Source organism: Rhodanobacter sp. G2-10, assembly GCF_055809185.1.
Genome location: NZ_CM147900.1, coordinates 1,795,049 through 1,815,095, shown reverse-complemented (window position 1 = coordinate 1,815,095; position 20,047 = coordinate 1,795,049). Strand labels below are relative to the sequence as shown.

Here is a 20,047-nt window from a genome sequence, read left to right as displayed (position 1 = left end):
GCCCGTCTCCGGGCGCACTTCTCAATCAGATCAGGAATTAAACACGTGGCAAAAGTAACCAAGTCATTCCAGTACGGTAATCACGAAGTCACACTGGAGACGGGCGAAATTGCCCGCCAGGCGTCCGGTGCGGTGTTGGCCAGCATGGGCGGCACCGTGGTGCTGGTCACCGCCGTGGCTGCGACCAAGCAGAAGGAAGGCCAGGATTTCTTCCCGCTCACGGTCGACTATGTCGAGAAATTCTATTCGGCGGGTCGCATTCCCGGTGGCTTCTTCAAGCGTGAAGGACGTCCGACCGAAAAGGAGACGCTGACCTCGCGCCTGATCGATCGCCCTGTTCGCCCGCTGTTCCCGGATGACTTCAAGAACGAAGTGCAGGTGATTGCCCAGGTTGTCTCGCTGAACCCGGAAGTCGATGGCGACATCGTGGCGCTGCTCGGCGCTTCCGCCGCGCTGAGCCTGGCGGGCATCCCGTTCAAGGGTCCGATCGGCGCCGCCCGCGTGGGCTACGCCAATGGCCAGTACCTGCTGAACCCGACTGCCACCGAGCTGAAGACTTCCGATCTGGATCTGGTCGTAGCCGGCACCGCCGGTGCCGTGCTGATGGTGGAATCCGAAGCCAAGCTGCTGTCCGAGGACGTGATGCTTGGCGCGGTGATGTTCGGTCACAAGCAGATGCAGGTCGCGATTCGTGCGATCGCCGAGCTGGCAGCCGAGGCCGGCAAGCCATCCTGGGATTGGCAGGCGCCTGCGCGCGACGAGTCGCTGGTTGCTGCCGTCAAGGGCGCGGTCGGTGACCAGTTGGCGGCGGCGTTCTCGGTGCGCGACAAGCTGGAGCGTCGCGACGCGATCTCCGCGATCAAGGCCGACGTGCTGGCCAGCCTCAAGGCGCAGGCCGAAGAGAAGGGCTGGTCGACTGCCGCGATGGCCAAGGAATTCGAGGAAATCGAATACCACACCATGCGCGACAGCGTGTTGAAGACCAAGGTGCGCATCGACGGGCGCCAGCTCGACGACGTGCGGGCCATCACGGCTCGCGTCGGCGTGCTGCCGCGGACCCACGGTTCCGCCTTGTTCACCCGCGGCGAGACCCAGGCGCTGGTAGTGATCACGCTGGGCACCACGCGTGATGCGCAGATCATCGATGCGCCCGGTGGCGAGTCGAAGGACCCGTTCCTGTTCCATTACAACTTCCCGCCGTTCTCGGTGGGTGAAGCCGGTCGTTTCGGTGCGCCGAAGCGCCGCGAGATCGGCCACGGTCGCCTCGCCAAACGCGGCGTGCAGGCGGTCAAGCCGAGCATCGAGGAGTTCCCGTACGTGGTGCGCGTGGTTTCGGAAATCACCGAATCCAACGGCTCCTCGTCGATGGCGTCGGTGTGCGGTTCGTCGCTGGCGATGATGGATGCCGGTGTGCCGCTGAAGGCGCCGGTGGCCGGTATCGCCATGGGCCTGGTCAAGGAAGGCAATGACTTCGTCGTGTTGTCCGACATCCTGGGTGACGAGGATCACCTCGGCGACATGGATTTCAAGGTGGCCGGCAGCTCCGAGGGCATTTCCGCGCTGCAGATGGACATCAAGATCGACGGCATCACCGAGGAAATCATGAAGGTGGCGTTGGCCCAGGCCAAGCAGGGGCGTCTGCACATCCTCGGCGAGATGGGCAAGGCGCTTGCCGAAGCGCGCTCCGAGATGAGCGAGTTTGCCCCGCGTCTGATCACCATCAAGATCCATCCGGACAAGATCCGCGAAGTGATCGGCAAGGGCGGCGCCACGATTCGCTCGATCACCGAGGAGACCGGTACCACGATCGACATCAGCGACGACGGCACCATCATCGTCGGCTCGGTCAATCGCGAGGCAGGCGAGGCGGCGAAGAAGCGCATCGAGCAGATCGTTTCCGACGTCGAGCCGGGCCGCATCTACGAGGGCAAGGTCGCCAAGCTGATGGACTTCGGTGCATTCGTGACGATCATGCCGGGCAAGGATGGTCTGGTGCACGTGTCGCAGATCTCCGATGAGCGCGTGGAGAAGGTTTCCGACAAGCTCAAGGAAGGCGACATCGTCAAGGTCAAGGTGCTGGAAGTGGACAAGCAGGGCCGCATCCGCCTGTCGATGAAGGCCGTGACCGAAGAAGAGCGCGCCAACAGCTGAGATTCGTCTAGGCAGCAACATCGAAAAGAAGGCCCGGCTCGCGTCGGGCCTTCTTCGTTCCGGAGGCGAAGTTTTTGTGTGGTGGCGATCTGCCCGCGGCTTGTCGGACCCGGGTTGGCTGGTGTGCGAATCCGCCCGTGCAGTCCGGCGATCCACGGGGCCACGGTGGAGCGGCGCATCGTCAGGGAAGCGTGTGCGCACCCAGCCGAATGCTCGTCTCGACCACCCAGGCCTGACAGACTGCTAGGATGGAAGAACCGCTGACGAGGATAAACCGATGGCCGATCCCGCGAATGATTTCATGAAGGACTATCAGGCGCTGGCCCAACAGTCGTGGGATGCCTGGACGCGGCAATTCCAGCCGAAGCACGCAGCGAACCCGTTCGCGCCTCCATCGGCACAAGCCATGGGCGGCGATACGCTGGAACGTACACTGGCCGGCCTCAAAGGCTATTTCGACTGGATGCAGAGTGCGGCAAGCAGTGGCGTGAGCGGCGGGCCATCCAGCGACTGGCAGCAGCAGATGCAGCAGATGTTCGGCGGCTCCAGCCAGCCTTTTGCGCAGGCCTTTGGCGGTATCGACAGCGCCGGCGCCGAAAGCTTCACCCGTCAATGGCAATCCTGGTGGCAGGCGATGCAACGCAGTGGTTTCGGCGAGATGCCTGGCGCAGCCGGCCCGACGCCAGGCTTCGGGCTGGATCGCGAGCAGCAGATGAAACAGCAGGAACTGGGCATGGCCATGCTCGCTTCCATGCAGGCGTCCGCACGCTATCAGGAGCTGATCCAACGCGCCAACACACAAGGTATGCAGCGCCTGCAGGGGAAGTTGGCCGAACACGCCACACCGGGTCGCCAGATCGAATCGCTGAAGGGCCTGTACGACCTGTGGGTGGACGCTTCGGAGGAGGCTTACGCGGAGATCGCGCTGTCGGACGAGTTTCGCGATGCGTATGGCGAGATGGTCAACACCCAGATGCGTGTGCGTCAGCTGCAACAACGACAGACCGAACAGATGTGCCAGCAACTCGGCGTGCCTACGCGCAGCGAGGTCTCAAGCCTGGGGGAGCGTCTGCAGGCGTTGCGCCGCGAGTTCCGGGCCAGCCAGGCCGGTGCGTCCGAAGATCATCCCGACGAAGTCACCGGCCTGCGCCGCGAAGTGGCGGCACTGAAACGGAAGTTCGCCAACGCCAGCGCAGCCAAGCCGACGGCGCGAAAGGCCGCGCCGACCGGGTCTTCGGGGGCGGTGAAGAAAACGGCGGCCAAGAAAAAGACCGCGACCACGACGAAAACAGCGGCCAAGCGCACGCGCAAGCCTGCTGCCGCATCCAGACCCGCAACCAGCCCGCGCAAGCGCAAATAAAGGAGCTTTGCGATGCAAACCCCATTGCACATCGACCCGACCAAGGCCCTGACCGACATGGCGACATTCCAGCGCAAGCTGGCTGCCGGCATGGCCAACCTGCGCGGGATGCGTGAGCCCGAGTATGCCAACACGCCGCGCGAGCTGGTCTACAGCGAGGACAAGCTCAAGGTCTGGCATTTCACCGGGCACGGCAAGACCACGTCCAAGACGCCGCTGCTGATCGTGTATGCGCTGGTCAACACGGTGTGGATGACCGATCTGCAGGCGGACCGCTCGATGGTGCGAAACCTGCTGGAGCAGGGCGAAGACATTTACCTGATTGACTGGGGTTACCCCGACGGCGCCGACCGCTGGCTGACCCTGGATGACTACATCAATGGCTACCTTGATCGCTGCGTCGATGTTGTGCGCAAGCGGCATGATCTGGACGCGATCAACCTGCTCGGCATCTGCCAGGGAGGCGCCTTCTCGCTGTGCTACACCGCGCTGCACCCGGACAAGGTGAAGAATCTGATCACCATGGTCACGCCGGTGGATTACCACACCCCGGACAACATGCTGTCGCACTGGTGCCGCAACATGGATGTCGATCTGTTCGTCGACACCATGGGCAACATCCCTGCCGGCCTGATGAACTACGTCTACCTCACGCTGAAGCCGGTGCGGCTCAATCAGCAGAAGTACATCGGCCTGGTCGATATCCTCGACAATCCGACCGAGCTGGAGAATTTCCTGCGCATGGAACGCTGGATTTTCGATTCTCCGGACCAGGCCGGCGAGGCGTTCCGCCAATTCATCAAGGATTTCTACCAGGGCAACAAGCTGATCAAGCGCACGCTGGAAATCGGCGGCCAGCTTGTGGACCTGGGCATGATCACCCAGCCGGTGCTGAATATCTTTGCCGAACAGGATCACCTGGTGCCCCCGGATGCTTCGCGCGCCCTGGGCAAGCACGTCGGCACGACGGACTACACCCAGCTTGCGTTCAAGGGCGGCCACATCGGCATCTATGTCTCCGGACGCGCGCAACGTGAGGTCCCACCGGCGATCCATCAATGGCTGCGCCAACGCCGCTGAGCCGGCTCGCCTGCCGTGCGCAATACCGGCGCGGCAGGCGATAATGGACGGATGACCACGTCCAACGAAACCCACGACTCCATTCGCGCCGTGCAATGGCAGGGCGATCACCTGCGCCTGCTCGACCAACGCCTGCTGCCGGGCGAGGAAAGCTGGATTGCCTGTCGCGACGCTTCGGAGGTGACGACCGCCATCCGCGACCTGGTTGTCCGCGGTGCACCGGCCATCGGCATCGCCGCAGCCTGGGGTGTGGCCATGGCGGCGCAGCAAGGGGCACCGCTTGAGCCGGTGCTGATGAGCTTGCGCGCGGCGCGTCCTACCGCCGTGAACCTGATGTGGGCGCTGGACCGGATGAACAAGCGCATCGCAGCCGGTGCCGGTGTCGAGGCGCTGTTGCGCGAAGCGCAGGCGATCCAGGACGAGGATCTCGCCGCCAACCGGCACATGGGCGAGCTGGGTGCATCGCTGATCACCCCCGGGTCGGGCGTGCTGACCCATTGCAACACCGGTTCGCTGGCCACCGCCGGTTACGGCACCGCGCTTGGCGTCATTCGCGCAGGCGTCGCCGCGGGCCGGATTGCACGGGTCTACGCCGGTGAAACGCGACCGTGGCAACAAGGCGCGCGCCTGACCATGTGGGAACTGGTGCGCGACGGCATCCCGGCCCAGCTGATCGCCGACTCGGCGGCGGCGCACCTGATGAAATCCGGCGCCGTGCAGTGGGTGATCGTGGGCGCCGACCGGATCGCCGCCAACGGCGATACCGCGAACAAGATCGGCACGTATCAGCTGGCCATCGCCGCGAAGTACCACGGCGTGAAATTCATGGTGGTGGCGCCGTCCTCCACGGTCGACATGGCTACGGGTACGGGCGAGGAAATCGAGATCGAGTTGCGCGACGCCAGCGAGCTGTTGAGCACAGCCGGCCGGCGCACGGTGGTGGAGGGCGCGCAGGCCTGGAACCCGGTATTCGACGTGGCGCCGGCCGAACTGATCGACGCCATCGTCACCGAGCGCGGCGTGATCGAGCGGCCGAACAGCATCTCGATGCAGGCGATGTTCGGGTGGTAAAGCTGCCCCGCGAGGTTGCCCTGTTTGCCGTGGGCGGGCTGGGCGGCCTGGTGATCGATGCCGGCATCGTGCAAATGCTGGTCAGTTTCGGGCACTGGAATCCGTATCTGGCCCGCGTACTGTCGTTTCTGCTGGCAGCCACGTTCACCTGGTGGTGGAATCGCCGTTACACCTTTGCGGCGCGGCACAGTGGTCGCCATGCACACGCTGAATGGCTGCAGTGGATAGCGTTGATGAGCATGGGGGCGGTGGTCAATTACGGTGTTTATGCCTTGCTTTTGCTCAACTTTCCGGACCTGCACCGGTGGCCGGCGCCTGCCGCCGCGGCGGGCTCCGTGGTTGCCGCACTGGTCAATTTTTCGACAGCGCGGCGGGTGCTTTTCAGGCATCCCAAGACGGCATCGTAAGTTATTGATTTACATGCACTAAATCCTGTCGTTTTGCGCCCATTCGTGCTACAATTGACCGGTTGATTTCGGGTCGCTCGCGCATGCGCTTGAGACGCGTCGCCAGCGTCCTTTTTTAGCCCACAGGGAAGCCGCTCAATGGCAGAAACCGCCAAAGAAATCATTCGCGTCAACATCGAAGACGAGATGCGCCAGAGCTACCTCGATTACGCCATGAGCGTGATCGTGGGCCGCGCCCTCCCGGATGTCCGCGATGGCCTGAAACCCGTGCATCGGCGTGTGCTTTTCGCGATGAACGAGTTGAGCAACGCCTGGAACAAGCCATACAAGAAGTCGGCCCGCGTGGTCGGTGACGTGATCGGTAAGTACCACCCGCATGGCGACCAGTCGGTGTATGACGCCATTGTGCGCATGGCGCAGCCATTCTCGCTGCGCTACATGCTGGTCGACGGCCAGGGCAACTTCGGTTCGGTCGATGGCGACAACGCCGCGGCCATGCGTTACACCGAGGTGCGCATGTCGCGCCTCACCCACGAATTGCTGGCCGACATCGACAAGGACACCGTCGACTTCGGCTTCAACTACGACGAAAGCGAGCGCGAGCCGCTGGTACTGCCCTCGCGCGTACCAAACCTGCTGGTGAACGGTTCCGCCGGCATCGCGGTGGGCATGGCGACCAATATCCCGCCGCACAACCTCAACGAGATCATTGCCGCGACGATTGCGTTGATCGACGAGCCGGCGCTCTCGATCGACGAATTGATGCATTACATCCCGGGGCCGGACTTCCCGACCCACGGCATCATCAATGGTTCCTCCGGCATCATCGAGGCCTACCGTACTGGTCGCGGACGTATCCTGGTGCGTGCCAAGGCCGAGATAGAGACCGAGAAGAACGGCCGCGAGACGATCATCATCCATGAGCTGCCGTACCAGGTGAACAAGGCCCGGCTGATCGAGAAGATCGCCGAGCTGGTCAAGGAGAAGAAGCTCGAGGGCATCAGCGAACTGCGCGACGAGTCCGACAAGGACGGCATGCGCGTGGTCATCGAGATCCGCAAGGACGCGATGGGCGACGTGGTGCTGAACAATTTGTTCCAGCAGACCCAGCTGCAGGTCACCTTCGGCATCAACATGGTGGCCCTGCTGGATGGCCAGCCGAAGCTGCTGAACCTGAAGGACATCCTCGAAGCGTTCATCCGACATCGGCGCGAGGTGGTCACCCGCCGCACCATCTTCGAGCTGCGCAAGGCACGTGGCCGCGCGCACATACTCGAAGGTCTCACCGTGGCGCTGGCCAACATCGACGAGATGATCGAGCTGATCAAGACCTCGGCATCGCCGGCCGAGGCGCGCGAGCGCATGCTGGCCCGCAAGTGGCAGCCGGGTGTGGTCGGTGCGCTGCTGTCGGCGACCGGTGCCGATGCGTCGCGACCTGAAGACATGGATCCGCGTGATGGTCTGAAGGCCGACGGCTACCAGTTGTCCGAAGTCCAGGCGCAGGAAATCCTCGCGATGCGACTGCACCGCCTCACCGGCCTGGAGCAGGAGAAGCTTTCCGACGAGTACCGGCAGATCCTGGAAACCATCCGCGGCTTGATCGAGATTCTGGAGAATCCGAACCGCTTGCTGGAAGTGATCCGCGAAGAACTCGAGGCGATCAAGAGCGAATTTGGCGACGCCCGTCGCACCGAGATCCAGCACTCGCAGGAAGATCTCAACATGCTGGACCTGATCGCGCCGGAAGACGTCGTGGTCACCTTGTCGCACACCGGATACATCAAGCGCCAGCCCGCCAGCACCTATCGGGCGCAGCGGCGCGGCGGCAAGGGGCGTTCGGCGTCGGCGCTGAAGGACGAAGACGTCGTCGAGCAGCTGTGGGTGGTCAACACGCATGACACGCTGCTGACCTTCACCAGCACCGGCCGTGTCTACTGGCTCAAGGTGTACCAGATGCCGGAAGCGGGTCCTGGCGCACGCGGCAAGCCGATCATCAACCTGCTGCCGTTGGGCGAGGACGAGAAGGTGCAGGCGGTGTTGCCGATCCGGGAGTACACCGAGGACCGCTTCGTGTTCTTCGCCACCAAGCGCGGCACGGTCAAGAAGACTCCGTTGACCGAGTTCGCCTTCCAGCTGCAGAAGGGCAAGCAGGCGATCAAGCTGCATGACGATGATGCCCTGGTCAATGTGGAAATGACCGACGGCAACAGCGACATCCTGCTGTTCGCCTCCAACGGCAAGGTCAATCGATTCGACGAGAACACCGTGCGCTCGATGGGCCGCACCGCCGCCGGTGTGCGCGGCATGAAACTCCTCAAGGGCGCCGAGGTCGTGTCGCTGATCGTGGCCGCCGAGGGTGACATTCTCACGGCGACGGAACGCGGTTACGGCAAACGCACCGCACTTGTGGAGTTCACCAAGAAGGGACGCGGCACCCAGGGCGTGATCGGTATTCAGTGTTCCGATCGAAATGGGGCGCTGGTCGGGGCGGTACAGGTCACCGAGGCACACGAGCTGATGCTGATTTCCAACCAGGGAACCCTGGTGCGCACCCGCGTGGCGGAGGTTTCACAACTTGGCCGCAACACCCAGGGCGTCACCCTGATCAAGCTGCCTGCCGACGAGGCCCTGGTCAGCGTGATGCGGCTGGAGCCCGAAGAGGACAACGGCGACGAGAGTACGGACGGCGTCTCACCCGAGGGTGACCTGCCACCGGGTGATGCAGACCCGGAGAGCGCAGACTCCCCCGTGCTCGAAGAGTGATGCTCCGCGGTCCGGCGGCCAACCCCCGCCGGACCGAAGCGTAGGGCGGGCTATGCCCGCCGCTCTTGCGTCTCAAGAGCCGCAGGCCGCGAGCCGTCGTCAGCGATTGTCCAACGTCGAGCCCGTCAGCAACCCGCGCGCCAGCATGCTGCATTGGCGCCGGTACAGCAGGAGCTGCCATTGGCGTCCGCCGACCTGCCGCCACAGCACGGCCGAGCGCACGGCAGCCAACAGGTTCGCGCGCACTTTCTCGACGACGGCGGCCTGCTGCAGTTGCTGCGGATTGCCGCTGACCATCACCCGTGGCCGCAACGTCGACAGCGTGGAGGCGTAAAGCTCGGCCAGCCGACCGCTCACCTGCGGCGAATCCTGGCCGAAGTGCTCGACCTGGCGCTGCGCGGCAACGATGCCTTGCTGCAAGGTTTCCAGCAATTCCGGTCGTCCGGAGAGGCTGCGTTCGAGTCGCATCACGGTCACGACCATGCGCGTGATCGACATGTCGCGATCGCTTTCGTCCAGTTGGGCGATCACCTTGCGCAGGCCCAGGCGCAGATTCGATACCCCTTCATAGACCGCCACCACGGACGGAGCATCGATGCGGAAGATGCTGGCCACGCCAGCCTGCATGGCGGCGTCGTCGCAACGGCCGTCGTTGGCCAGCTGCTGCGCCAGCGCGCAGGCCTGGAACATGCCGGCCAGGGCGACCACGCGCTCCTCGTTCATGCCAAAAATTTCAAACACGGGTGTGCAATTCTCTGGTTGTGGGGGTGCCTGCAGGCATGAAGGCCGGCAGCAGGCCACCATAGGCCGCATCCGTGGCCAGGATCACGGCGCCGCCGAGACAGACTTCGCCCGCATAGAAGACCACCGATTGTCCGGGGGTCACGGCGCGTTGGGGGTCGTCAAAGCGTACATCAACGCCGCCGTCGCCGACGGATACTTCGCAGCCCTGGTCGGTCTGACGATAACGGGTGCGTGCGGTACAGCGAAACTGGTCGGCGGGCGGGGCGCCGGCGATCCAGTGCGCGGGCTCGGTTCGCAGGCGGCGGGAGTGCAGCCAGTGGTTCTCGCCGCCCTGGGCAACATACAGGACATTTGCCGGCACATCCTTGCCCACCACGAACCAGGCTTCGCCGCTGGCGCCTTGCCGACCGCCGATGCCCAGTCCGTTGCGCTGGCCCAGGGTGTAATACATCACGCCCTGGTGTTCGCCGATCAAGGTACCGTCGGGTGTGCGCATGTCGCCGGGGCGGGCAGGGATGTACTGCGACAGAAAGCTGCGGAAGTCGCGCTCGCCGATGAAGCAGATGCCGGTGGAATCTTTCTTGGCGTGCGTCGGCAAGGCCGCGCGACGGGCCAGCTCGCGGACCTCGGACTTTTCGATGCAGCCCAGCGGGAACAGCGTGGCCGCCAGCGCCTGCTGCCCCAGCGCATGCAGGAAGTAGCTCTGGTCCTTGTTGGCGTCGCGTGCGCGCAGCAAACGGTACTGGCCGTCGGTCTCGTCGACGCGCGCGTAGTGGCCCGTGGCGATCTTGTCGGCGCCCAGCGCCCTGGCTTCGTCGAGGAAGGTCTTGAACTTGATCTCGCGGTTGCACAGCACGTCGGGGTTGGGCGTACGACCGGCACGGTACTCGGCGAGGAAATGCTCGAACACGCCATCCCAGTATTCCGCCGCGAAATTGCGCGCGTGGAACGGGATCCCGAGCCGGCCGCAGACGGCCACGGCATCCTTGCGGTCGGCATCGCTGGTGCACGGTCCGCTGCGTTCGTCTTCCTCCCAGTTCTGCATGAACAGGCCTTCGACCTGATGGCCCGCCTGCTGCAGCAGCAGCGCGGCGACCGACGAGTCCACACCGCCGGAAATGCCAAGCATCACCTTCATGCCCGCAAGTCCCCGGGCAGGTAGTCCAGGCTGGACAAGGGCAGCCGCTGGCCCGCCAGCCAGGCATCGATGCTCAGCAGCACCAGCGGGCTGCGCAGGCGATCGCCCAGAGAGGCGATTTCGGCGCGAGTCAGCCACAAGGCCCGGTGAATGCCGGTGTCGAGCAGGCGAGCCGGGTCGTGGCTGACCGCCTGCGCCGCGAAGCTGAACCGGATCACCGCGTCGCCATGCTCGGTGCTGCGCCATTGCTGAACGCCGATCAGGTGCTGCAACGCCACCGTCCAACCGGTTTCCTCCAGCGTCTCGCGCACGGCCGCGTCCACGAGGCTTTCGCCATCCTCCAGATGACCTGCCGGCTGGTTGTATGCCAGCCGCCCGGCAACCTCTTCCTCGACCATCAGGTAGCGCTGACCATCCGTCACCACGCACGCCACGGTGACGTGCGGGCGCCAGACTTCACGAGGTTCCGGAGAGGCAATCATGGACGGGACTGGGCTGGAAAAGCGTCCATTGTGCCATTACCTGTTGGGATGAGTGCCGCATCCGGCTGTACCGCTGCAGCGTATACTTCGATCCATAAAAGACGTCTTGCAAAATCATGACCCACGAAAACGAACACGAGCATGACAGCGGCCGAGGGCTGGCGGTGGAAACCGCCAAACCCGAGGTGGCGCGTCCACCCTTGTTCCAGGTGCTGCTGTTGAACGATGATTTCACCCCGATGGACTTCGTGGTGGAGGTGTTGCGGAGTTTCTTCTCACTGGATCAGGAACAGGCGGTCCAGATCATGTTGCACGTGCACACCCGCGGGCGCGGCGTGTGCGGCGTGTTCACGCGGGAAGTGGCAGAAACCAAGGTAACTCACGTCAACGAGTATTCACGTTCGCATCAACACCCTTTGTTGTGCACTATGGAAAAGCTCTGACGGACCCCATTTCTTGCTCATCGCGGCACCAACAGCCGCCCAACACGCCAAGCGGAGACGATCCGAATGTTCAGCAAGGATCTGGAAGTCACCATCGGCCATTGCTACAAACAGGCCCGCGAGCAACGTCACGAGTTCATGACGGTGGAGCACCTGTTGCTGGCGTTGACCGAAAACCAGTCGGCCCTCGGCGCGCTGCGCGCATGCGGGGTCGAACTGCCGCGTCTGTCCGCCGAACTGGCGCGCATCATCAGCGAGACCGTGCCTGTGTTGCCTGCCGGCGACGAACGCGACACGCAGCCGACCCTGGGTTTCCAGCGCGTGCTGCAGCGCGCCGTCTACCACGTGCAGTCTTCCGGCCGGAAGGAAGTCACCGGCGCCAACGTGCTGGTGGCGATCTTCGGCGAAAAGGACTCCCATGCGGTGTTCTTCATGCACCAGCAGGAGATCACCCGGCTCGACGTGGTCAACTACATCTCCCACGGCATCGCCAAGATCGGCGACGAGCCGGCCGCGAGCACATCGGGCAACGAGCATGAAGGCGAGGAAGGCGCCGAGGCCAAGAGCAACCCGCTGCATGAGTTCGCCAGCAACCTCAATGAGCTGGCGCTGGAAGGCAAGATCGACCCGCTGATCGGGCGGGCGGACGAGATCGAACGCACCATCCAGGTGCTGTGCCGCCGGCGCAAGAACAACCCGCTCTATGTCGGCGAAGCCGGCGTGGGCAAGACCGCGCTCGCCGAGGGCCTGGCCAAGCGCATTGTCGATGGCGAGGTACCCGAGGTGCTGGAGAGCGCCACGATCTGGTCGCTGGATCTCGGCGCCCTGGTCGCCGGCACCAAATATCGCGGTGACTTCGAAAAGCGCCTGAAAAGCGTGATCGCGCAACTTAAGAAGCAGCCTGGTGCGATCCTCTTCATCGACGAAATCCACACCATCATCGGCGCGGGTTCGGCCTCGGGTGGCACCATGGATGCCTCGAACCTGATCAAGCCGATGCTGGCGTCGGGCGAGCTGCGCTGCATCGGTTCAACCACGTTCCAGGAATACCGCGGCGTATTCGAGAAGGACCGCGCACTGGCCCGGCGTTTCCAGAAGATCGATGTGGTCGAGCCGACCGTGGCTGACAGCATCGAGATCCTCAAGGGCCTGCGCTCGCGCTTCGAGGAGCATCACCACGTCGAATACACCAACGATGCCCTGAAAGCCGCGGTCGACCTGTCGGTGAAGCACATCCCCGACCGCCTGTTGCCGGACAAGGCAATCGACGTGATCGACGAGGCCGGTGCACGCCAACGGCTGCTGCCGGAAGATGAGCGTACCGGCATGGTCGATGTCGGCGAGGTCGAGTACATCGTGGCCAAGATGGCGCGGATTCCGGCCAAGCAGGTTTCGGCCTCCGACAAGGACGTGCTGCGCAATCTCGAACGCAACCTCAAGATGGTGGTGTTCGGCCAGGATCCGGCGATCGAGGCGCTGGCCGCGTCGATCAAGATGGCCCGTTCGGGCCTGGCCGACCCGTCCAAGCCGATCGGCTGTTTCCTGCTGGCCGGCCCCACCGGCGTGGGCAAGACCGAGGTGACCAGGCAATTGGCCATGCAGCTCGGCATCGAGATGATCCGCTTCGACATGTCCGAATACATGGAAGGGCACTCGGTGTCGCGCCTGGTCGGCGCCCCACCGGGTTACGTCGGTTTCGACCAGGGCGGTCTGCTGACCGAGGCCGTGGTGAAGCATCCGCACGCCGTGTTGCTGCTGGACGAGATCGAGAAGGCGCACCCGGACGTGTTCAACATCCTGTTGCAGGTGATGGACCGTGGCGTGCTCACCGATACCAATGGCCGCGAAGCGAACTTCAAGAACGTGGTGGTGGTGATGACCACCAACGCGGGTGCCGCAATCGCCTCCCGCCGCACCATGGGCTTCGTCGAACAGAAGCACGAATCGGACGCGATGGAGGTCATCCGCCGTATCTTCACGCCAGAGTTCCGCAACCGTCTGGACGCGATCATCCAGTTCGGCGCCCTGGATTTCGAGCACATCCTGCGCGTGGTAGACAAGTTCCTGATCGAACTGGAAAGCCAGTTGACCGAGAAGAAGGTCAACCTGGATGTCGACGCCGATGCTCGTCGCTGGCTGGCCGAGCACGGGTTCGATCCCCAGATGGGCGCACGGCCGATGGCACGCGTGATCCAGGAGAAGGTAAAGCGCGCGCTGGCCGACGAACTGCTGTTCGGCAAGCTGGTCGATGGCGGGGTCGTGCGACTCAGCGTCGTCGACGGCGAATTGAAGGTCGAGTGCAAGGCCGCTGCGAAGCTGCCTGCAATTGTCGAGTGATCGACCGAGGAGTCCCGCAGCGGGATTTCGGGCAAAGCAAAAGCGGCGCATCAGCGCCGCTTTTTGCATGTCCGGTTCGTCACCGCACGAACCCGTCTCACCAATCGCCTTATTTCATGCGGTAGGTGATGCGTCCCTTGCTCAGATCGTACGGGGTCATCTCGATCTTGACCTTGTCGCCGGTGAGAATGCGGATGTAGTGCTTGCGCATGCGACCGGAGATGTGGGCGATAACTACGTGCCCGTTTTCCAGTTGCACGCGAAACATGGTGTTGGGCAAGGTCTCCTGGACCGTGCCTTCCATTTCGATGACGTCGTCTTTGGCCATATGTTCCGGGCTTCACGCGCAGCCGTGATGGCCGCGTAAGCCGACGATTATGCCACGAACAGCGCTATGGTTAAAGAATCATCAAGCCGGGAATGGTGTTCATGCAAAGTGTTCATCCAGCTTGCGCCGGATTTCCTGCTCGATCATGCCCTTCAGCGGCGACAGCAGCATCCCCAGCTGGGCCCGCACCTGGATGGCATCGGCTTCGACCGCGATCGAACCGCTGAGGCCCGGGCGGCTGAAATCCAGGGTGTCTCCCGTCCACCGTCCGGTCATGTCGAACTTTTCCTGCATCCCTGCCGCGACCTGGTCGACCACGGCGCGAGCCTCGCTGATCGACAGTTGGTGCGGGCGGCGGATATCGATACTGGGCATGGGGCGTTTCCGGACCTAAAGATCCCATCTTAATGCCACGCGCTTGCATGGTAGAGTTTCGCGACTTGTCGACCTGGTCAGCCATGCGTATCGAATTTCCCAATGCGGCTCGTGAGGATTTCCATTGGGTACAGGCACGGTTGCGCATCGGCAGTGCCCCCGACAACGATCTGGTGCTGGCCGCCAGCCAGTCCGCTTCCAGACATTTGTGCGTCGAGCAGGACCGCCGGGGCTGGGTGCTGCGGGTGTTGCCGTCGGCGGATCGGGTGTACGTGAACGCCAGGCCCGTACGCGAACGTGCGCTATTGCGTGCCGGCGACGTGGTGAGCGTGGGCGATTGCCGCTTGTTGCTGTGCGACGACGAGAATCCGACCTTGCGCGTGCCACCCAAGGTGCCCGAAGAGGGACGTGGCACGGCAGCCCTGCGGGCGGTCGCCGGGCCACTCTCCGGTCGCGTCCTGCCGCTGCGCGACAGCCTTGAGCTTGGCCCCGAAGGGCATTACCCGTTGGGACTGGTGCAAGGCGAGGTCGTGGGGCTTCGCATAGGCTGGGATGATGGCCTGCTGATGCTCGAAGACACCTGCTGCTCGCCACGGCACCCGGTGCGCGTCAATGGCGTCGTGGTCCGGAAGGCGCCGCTGTTGCCGGGCGACCAGATTGGCGTGGCGACGCATCGCTTCGTGCTCGAAGCCCCCGGGGCCGAAACGGAACCGGAGGCTGCGCTGGACGAGCAGGCAACCGCAGATCTGCCCGAAGCGGCGGCCGGACCCACCGGTGAGGTCTGGTGGCTCATCGTCACCGCCGCGGTGCTGGCGCTTGCGATCGCGCTGGTTTTGCTGATTCGATTCTGAGCTTTTGCTCCCGGCCTGTTGACTGCTGGATGCTGCGCCGCGGCATAATGCCCGAACCAAGTCGACGGGAAGCAAGTCCACGTGAGCACAGTCTGGAACTTCAGCGCCGGTCCGGCCATGTTGCCGCAGGCAGTCCTCGAACGCGCTCGCCAGGAAATGCTGGACTGGGATGGCAGTGGCGCGTCGGTGATGGAGCAATCCCACCGCGGGAAGCGATTCATCGCCATGGCGGCGCAGGCTGGAGCCGACCTGCGCTCCTTGTTGGGCATTCCCGATGACTATGCGGTGTTGTTCCTGCAGGGCGGGGCCACCCAGCATTTCGCGCAGATCCCGATGAACCTGGCGGCCGAGGGAGAAAGCGCTGACTACATCGACAGCGGCCACTGGAGCAGCAAGGCGATCAGCGAGGCGGCGTCGTACGTGCGAGTCAATGTTGCCGCCAGCGCCAAGGCTAACGGCTATCGACGCTTGCCGCCGCGCCAGACCTGGCAGCTGGACCCCGGGGCAGCCTACGTGCACTACACCCCCAACGAGACGATCCACGGCGTGGAATTCCATGACGTGCCCGAGGTGGGCTCGGTACCACTGGTTGCCGACATGTCCTCGAACATTCTGTCTGGCCCGCTGGAGGTCAGTCGTTTCGGGCTGATCTACGCCGGCGCCCAGAAGAACATCGGGCCTTCGGGCCTGGTGGTGATGATCATCCGTCGCGATCTGCTGGCCCGACAAGGGCGGCCGATGGCGCGCATATTCCGCTACGCCGAACACGCCGCTGCCGACTCGATGCTCAATACTCCCAATACCTGGGGCTGGTACCTGGCGGGACTGACGTTTCAGTGGCTGCTGCAGCAGGGAGGGCTGGGCGTGATGGCCGAACGCAACCGGGCCAAGGCCGATCTGCTGTACCGGGCCATCGATGGCTCCGGCGGTTATTACCGCAACCCGATCGAGCCGGCCGATCGTTCGCGCATGAACGTGCCATTCACCCTGCACGACAGTGCTCTGGATGCCGCCTTCCTGCAGGAGTCCGAGGCCGCAGGGCTGATGGCGCTCAAGGGGCACAAGGCCGTCGGCGGCATGCGCGCATCGCTCTACAACGCGGTGCCCGTGGGGGCGGTTCAGGCGTTGACCGCGTTCATGCGTGATTTTGCGCAACGGCATGGTTGAGTGGCGCGACGAAACAAGACTCAGGCAAGATGCTGATACGTGAACGGACATCTTTACATCTAGGCGGCCAAACCATGAGTGACGCGAAACCACCGTTGAGCGAGATGCGCGAGCGCATCGACAGCATCGATCGGCAGATCCAGCAACTGATCTCCGAGCGCGCGAACCATGCCCGGACGGTGGCCACGGTGAAGGGCGTCGGGCTTTCCGCGATCGACTACTACCGCCCGGAGCGCGAAGCGCACGTGCTGCGCATGGTGGTGGACCGCAACCAGGGGCCGTTGTCCGATGCCGAGATGGTGCGCCTGTTCCGCGAGATCATGTCGTCCTGCCTGGCGCAGGAGGACCCGCTGAAGATCGGCTACCTGGGGCCGGAGGGCACCTTCAGCGAACAGGCCGTGCGCAAGCACTTCGGGCACGCCGCCTACGGCTTGCCGCTGGGCAGTATCGAGGAGGTATTCCAGGAGGTTGCCGCCGGGCATGCCGATTTCGGCGTGGTGCCGGTGGAGAACTCGGGACAGGGCATGATCCAGGTGACATTGGACATGTTCCTCACCGCCGATGCCACCATCTGCGGCGAGGTGGAACTGCGCGTGCACCAGTGCCTGCATTCGCTCACTGGCAAGCCGGAAGACGTCAAGCGCGTTTATGCCCACGCCCAGTCCTTGCAGCAGTGCAAGACCTGGCTGCGCATCAACCTGCCCGACGTCGAATGCATTGCGGTCGGCAGCAATGCCGAGGCAGCCCGGCTGGCGCGCCACGCCGATGACGCGGCCGCCATCGCCGGCGAAACGGCCGGCAAGATCTATGGACTCAAGACGGTGGCCGAAGGCATCGAGGATCGGGCCGACAACACGACGCGCTTCCTGGTGATCGGCCGTTCGCTGTTTCCGCCATCGGGCAACGATCGCACCTCGCTGCTGATCACCGTGAACGACAAACCGGGTGCGCTGTACGACGTGCTCAGTCCGTTTGCCAGGCACGGCGTCAGCCTGAACCGGATCGAGTCGCGCCCGGCACACACGGGCAAATGGCAATACGCGTTTTTCATCGACGTTTCCGGGCATATCGATGACGAGGGGCTGCAGGGCGCCGTGCGCGACATCGGCGAATCCGCCGCGACGATACGCGTACTGGGCTCCTATCCGGTGGCGTTGCCTTGAACGCACGGCTGGACTGGAGCAGCCGCGCCGCGGGTCCCTTGCAAGGCAGCGTGCGAGTTCCCGGCGACAAGTCGATATCGCATCGTGCCCTGATGCTGGCTGCCATTGCCGAGGGAAGCTCGCACATCCGTGGCTTCCTCGAAGGCGAGGACACGCGCGCCACGGCAGCCGTACTGGAGCAGCTCGGGGTGCGGATCGACGCGCCATCGGCGGCTGAGCGCATCGTGCACGGGGTCGGTCTGCACGGCTTGCGCGGGTCGGCGCAAGCATTGGACTGTGGCAATGCGGGCACCGGCATGCGTCTGCTGGCCGGTTTGCTGGCCGGGCAGGCGTTCGAGAGCGTACTGGTGGGTGATCCGTCGTTGTCGAAACGTCCGATGCGTCGGGTGACCGATCCGCTGACTCAGATGGGTGCGCGCATCGAAACCCGCGACGGCATGCCGCCGCTCCGGCTCCACGGAGGTTCGATGTTGCGCGGTATCCGCTACGAGCTGCCGATCGCCAGTGCCCAGGTGAAGTCCGCCGTGCTGCTGGCTGGCCTGTATGCCAGCGGTAGCACCGAAGTCATCGAGCCGCATCCGACCCGTGACTACACCGAACGCATGCTGGCGGCCTTCGGTTGGCCGATCGAATTCGAGCCGGGCAGGGCACGCCTCGACGGCGGACATCGTTTGCGTGCCACGGACATCAAGGTGCCGGCGGACTTTTCCTCGGCGGCATTTTTCCTGGTTGCCGCGAGCATCGTGCCGGGCTCGGAGCTGCGCCTGCCGGCGGCAGGTCTCAATCCGAGGCGTACCGGTCTGCTTCAGGCGCTGCGCCTGATGGGCGCGGACATCACGGTAGAGCACCAGCGCGAGGCCGGCGGCGAGCCGGTCGGCGACCTGCTCATTCGTCATGCGCCGCTGCGCGGCATCGAGGTACCCACCGAGCTGGTGCCGGACATGATCGACGAGTTCCCGGTGCTGTTCGTCGCGGCGGCGGTCGCCACCGGCCGCACGGTCATTCGCGGGGCGGCGGAGCTGCGGGTGAAGGAGTCCGATCGCATCGCCACCATGGCGTCTGGCCTGCGAGCGCTGGGCGTGGCAATCGAGGAAACGCCCGATGGCGCGATCATCGACGGTGGCCAGATTGGCGCCGGCACGGTGGAAAGCCTCACCGACCATCGCATCGCCATGAGCTTCGCCGTCGCTGGCCTGCGCGCCACGGGGCCGGTGCGGATCAATGATTGCCGCCACGTTGCCACCTCCTTTCCCGGCTTCCTGGAGCTGGCCAACGGTTGTGGTTTCGCGCTGCGGGACGGGGACTGAACCAGCCGCACCACTCGTTGTATTGTGGCCATTCAAACCCCGCATCCCGTTCAAGGACTGAAAGATGTCGCACGCGGTACCACCATTCATCGTCGCGATTCCCGCCCGGCATGGCTCGACCCGCCTGCCGGGCAAACCCCTGCGCGAAATCGCCGGCGTGCCGATGGTGGTGCGGGTGGCGCAACGTGCCTTGCAGGCGGGTGCCAGCCAGGTCGTGGTGGCCGTGGACGACTCCCGCATTGGTGATGCGCTGGCCGGGCAGGCAGGGGTGGATGTCTGCATGACCCGGCCCGATCACGCCTCGGGCAGCGATCGCCTGGCCGAATGCGCGCGTCACTACGGCTGGCCCGATGACAGCATCGTGGTGAACCTGCAGGGCGACGAACCGTTCGCACCGGCCGCCGGTATCCGGGCGGTGGCGCAAGCGCTGGCCGACGACGCCGCGCCGATGGCCACCCTGGCCACGCCGATCGTCGACGCCGAGGAATTGTTCGATCCCAACGTGGTGAAGCTGGTGCGTGCCGCCAGCGGGCACGCCCTGTACTTCAGCCGCGCCCCGGTGCCGTGGGCGCGCGACGCCTTTGCCATCGACCGGCACGCGCTGCCGTCCGGTATTCCGTTTCTGCGCCACATCGGCATCTACGCGTATCGCGCCGGTTTCCTGGATCGCTACACGAATCTTCCCCGCACGCCGCTGGAGCAGACCGAGTCGCTGGAGCAATTGCGCGTGCTGGAACATGGCCATGCGATCGCGGTGCGCCTGACGCCCGAGCCGTTCCCGCCGGGCATCGATACCGAGGCCGACCTGGAACGCGCCGAACAATGGTTGCGCTTGCACGCCTGAGCCAACATGTCGGGAAGGTCGTTGCCCTTACCCGTT

The 20,047-nt window shown here is 64.3% G+C and carries 18 protein-coding genes; 13 read left to right on the top strand and 5 right to left on the bottom strand.

Annotation, left to right across the window (positions count from 1 at the left end; all coding sequences use genetic code 11):
- Positions 1-45 precede the first annotated feature (45 nt).
- From pnp to gyrA, 6 genes are all read left to right on the top strand, one after another.
- Positions 46-2,151 (top strand): polyribonucleotide nucleotidyltransferase, encoded by a 2,106-nt coding sequence (gene pnp, locus AC0L58_RS08310; RefSeq protein WP_473688453.1) that lies wholly within the window; start codon positions 46-48, stop codon positions 2,149-2,151.
- Positions 2,152-2,428: 277 nt separating this feature from the next.
- Complete coding sequence (locus AC0L58_RS08305; RefSeq protein ID WP_473688452.1) at positions 2,429-3,511, top strand: poly(R)-hydroxyalkanoic acid synthase subunit PhaE; 1,083 nt, start codon at positions 2,429-2,431, stop codon at positions 3,509-3,511.
- Between the two features lie 12 nt (positions 3,512-3,523).
- Positions 3,524-4,591, top strand: coding sequence for a class III poly(R)-hydroxyalkanoic acid synthase subunit PhaC (locus AC0L58_RS08300; RefSeq protein ID WP_473688451.1), 1,068 nt, complete (start codon positions 3,524-3,526; stop codon positions 4,589-4,591).
- Positions 4,592-4,642: 51 nt separating this feature from the next.
- Complete coding sequence (gene mtnA / locus AC0L58_RS08295; protein ID WP_473688450.1) at positions 4,643-5,662, top strand: S-methyl-5-thioribose-1-phosphate isomerase; 1,020 nt, start codon at positions 4,643-4,645, stop codon at positions 5,660-5,662.
- A complete protein-coding gene (locus tag AC0L58_RS08290) occupies positions 5,656-6,069 on the top strand; it encodes a GtrA family protein (RefSeq protein ID WP_473688449.1) in 414 nt (137 codons plus the stop codon). Before mtnA ends, AC0L58_RS08290 begins: the two co-directional genes overlap by 7 nt.
- A gap of 138 nt (positions 6,070-6,207) precedes the next feature.
- Positions 6,208-8,832, top strand: coding sequence for a DNA gyrase subunit A (gene gyrA, locus AC0L58_RS08285; protein ID WP_473688448.1), 2,625 nt, complete (start codon positions 6,208-6,210; stop codon positions 8,830-8,832).
- 99 nt (positions 8,833-8,931) lie between these two features.
- Here the strand turns inward: gyrA and hflD are convergent, their stop codons facing one another.
- Genes hflD through AC0L58_RS08270 form a run of 3 tightly spaced genes read right to left on the bottom strand, consistent with a single transcriptional unit; the run spans position 8,932 to position 11,196 of the window.
- Positions 8,932-9,555: a high frequency lysogenization protein HflD gene (gene hflD / locus AC0L58_RS08280; protein ID WP_473688644.1), complete on the bottom strand. Its 624-nt coding sequence runs from the start codon at positions 9,553-9,555 to the stop codon at positions 8,932-8,934.
- Positions 9,556-9,565: 10 nt separating this feature from the next.
- Positions 9,566-10,714 carry a tRNA 2-thiouridine(34) synthase MnmA gene (gene mnmA, locus AC0L58_RS08275; protein ID WP_473688447.1) on the bottom strand — a complete coding sequence of 383 codons (1,149 nt, stop codon included), beginning with the start codon at positions 10,712-10,714 and terminating at the stop codon, positions 9,566-9,568.
- Entirely contained in the window at positions 10,711-11,196 is a 486-nt protein-coding gene (locus tag AC0L58_RS08270) for an NUDIX hydrolase (protein WP_473688446.1), read from the bottom strand. The genes mnmA and AC0L58_RS08270 overlap by 4 nt, the downstream gene beginning before the upstream one ends.
- Before the next feature lie 116 nt (positions 11,197-11,312).
- Between AC0L58_RS08270 and clpS the strand changes: the two genes are divergently transcribed.
- Both clpS and clpA read left to right on the top strand, forming a co-directional pair.
- Positions 11,313-11,639 carry an ATP-dependent Clp protease adapter ClpS gene (gene clpS / locus AC0L58_RS08265; protein ID WP_473688445.1) on the top strand — a complete coding sequence of 109 codons (327 nt, stop codon included), beginning with the start codon at positions 11,313-11,315 and terminating at the stop codon, positions 11,637-11,639.
- Positions 11,640-11,705: 66 nt separating this feature from the next.
- Positions 11,706-13,976, top strand: coding sequence for an ATP-dependent Clp protease ATP-binding subunit ClpA (gene clpA, locus AC0L58_RS08260; protein ID WP_473688444.1), 2,271 nt, complete (start codon positions 11,706-11,708; stop codon positions 13,974-13,976).
- A 109-nt stretch (positions 13,977-14,085) separates the two neighbouring features.
- On the opposite strand, the gene infA is transcribed toward clpA, so the two are convergent.
- Together infA and AC0L58_RS08250 are read right to left on the bottom strand one after the other, a co-directional pair.
- Positions 14,086-14,304, bottom strand: coding sequence for a translation initiation factor IF-1 (infA, locus tag AC0L58_RS08255; protein WP_007081871.1), 219 nt, complete (start codon positions 14,302-14,304; stop codon positions 14,086-14,088).
- A 99-nt stretch (positions 14,305-14,403) separates the two neighbouring features.
- On the bottom strand, positions 14,404-14,679 hold the full coding sequence (locus AC0L58_RS08250; protein WP_473688443.1) for a polyhydroxyalkanoic acid system family protein: 276 nt from the start codon (positions 14,677-14,679) through the stop codon (positions 14,404-14,406).
- Between the two features lie 83 nt (positions 14,680-14,762).
- On the opposite strand from AC0L58_RS08250, the gene AC0L58_RS08245 reads away from it, so the two are divergent.
- The 5 genes from AC0L58_RS08245 to kdsB all read left to right on the top strand — a co-directional run bounded on the left by AC0L58_RS08245 (position 14,763) and on the right by kdsB (position 20,011).
- Positions 14,763-15,530: an FHA domain-containing protein gene (locus AC0L58_RS08245; RefSeq protein ID WP_473688642.1), complete on the top strand. Its 768-nt coding sequence runs from the start codon at positions 14,763-14,765 to the stop codon at positions 15,528-15,530.
- Positions 15,531-15,611: 81 nt separating this feature from the next.
- Positions 15,612-16,697 carry a 3-phosphoserine/phosphohydroxythreonine transaminase gene (serC, locus tag AC0L58_RS08240; protein ID WP_473688442.1) on the top strand — a complete coding sequence of 362 codons (1,086 nt, stop codon included), beginning with the start codon at positions 15,612-15,614 and terminating at the stop codon, positions 16,695-16,697.
- 74 nt (positions 16,698-16,771) lie between these two features.
- Positions 16,772-17,860 carry a prephenate dehydratase gene (gene pheA / locus AC0L58_RS08235; RefSeq protein ID WP_473688441.1) on the top strand — a complete coding sequence of 363 codons (1,089 nt, stop codon included), beginning with the start codon at positions 16,772-16,774 and terminating at the stop codon, positions 17,858-17,860.
- Positions 17,857-19,167: a 3-phosphoshikimate 1-carboxyvinyltransferase gene (aroA, locus tag AC0L58_RS08230; RefSeq protein ID WP_473688440.1), complete on the top strand. Its 1,311-nt coding sequence runs from the start codon at positions 17,857-17,859 to the stop codon at positions 19,165-19,167. Before pheA ends, aroA begins: the two co-directional genes overlap by 4 nt.
- A gap of 64 nt (positions 19,168-19,231) precedes the next feature.
- Positions 19,232-20,011: a 3-deoxy-manno-octulosonate cytidylyltransferase gene (kdsB, locus tag AC0L58_RS08225; RefSeq protein WP_473688439.1), complete on the top strand. Its 780-nt coding sequence runs from the start codon at positions 19,232-19,234 to the stop codon at positions 20,009-20,011.
- Positions 20,012-20,047 lie beyond the last annotated feature (36 nt).

Coding starts and splice junctions, on each gene's coding strand:
- AC0L58_RS08300 (WP_473688451.1), top strand. CDS start 3,524: ATGCAAACCCCATTGCACATCGACCCGACCAAGGCCCTGACCGACATG.
- mtnA (WP_473688450.1), top strand. CDS start 4,643: ATGACCACGTCCAACGAAACCCACGACTCCATTCGCGCCGTGCAATGG.
- AC0L58_RS08250 (WP_473688443.1), bottom strand. CDS start 14,679: ATGCCCAGTATCGATATCCGCCGCCCGCACCAACTGTCGATCAGCGAG.
- mnmA (WP_473688447.1), bottom strand. CDS start 10,714: ATGAAGGTGATGCTTGGCATTTCCGGCGGTGTGGACTCGTCGGTCGCC.
- AC0L58_RS08305 (WP_473688452.1), top strand. CDS start 2,429: ATGGCCGATCCCGCGAATGATTTCATGAAGGACTATCAGGCGCTGGCC.
- hflD (WP_473688644.1), bottom strand. CDS start 9,555: ATGAACGAGGAGCGCGTGGTCGCCCTGGCCGGCATGTTCCAGGCCTGC.
- clpA (WP_473688444.1), top strand. CDS start 11,706: ATGTTCAGCAAGGATCTGGAAGTCACCATCGGCCATTGCTACAAACAG.
- kdsB (WP_473688439.1), top strand. CDS start 19,232: ATGTCGCACGCGGTACCACCATTCATCGTCGCGATTCCCGCCCGGCAT.
- infA (WP_007081871.1), bottom strand. CDS start 14,304: ATGGCCAAAGACGACGTCATCGAAATGGAAGGCACGGTCCAGGAGACC.
- pheA (WP_473688441.1), top strand. CDS start 16,772: ATGAGTGACGCGAAACCACCGTTGAGCGAGATGCGCGAGCGCATCGAC.
- gyrA (WP_473688448.1), top strand. CDS start 6,208: ATGGCAGAAACCGCCAAAGAAATCATTCGCGTCAACATCGAAGACGAG.
- AC0L58_RS08270 (WP_473688446.1), bottom strand. CDS start 11,196: ATGATTGCCTCTCCGGAACCTCGTGAAGTCTGGCGCCCGCACGTCACC.
- AC0L58_RS08245 (WP_473688642.1), top strand. CDS start 14,763: ATGCGTATCGAATTTCCCAATGCGGCTCGTGAGGATTTCCATTGGGTA.
- clpS (WP_473688445.1), top strand. CDS start 11,313: ATGACCCACGAAAACGAACACGAGCATGACAGCGGCCGAGGGCTGGCG.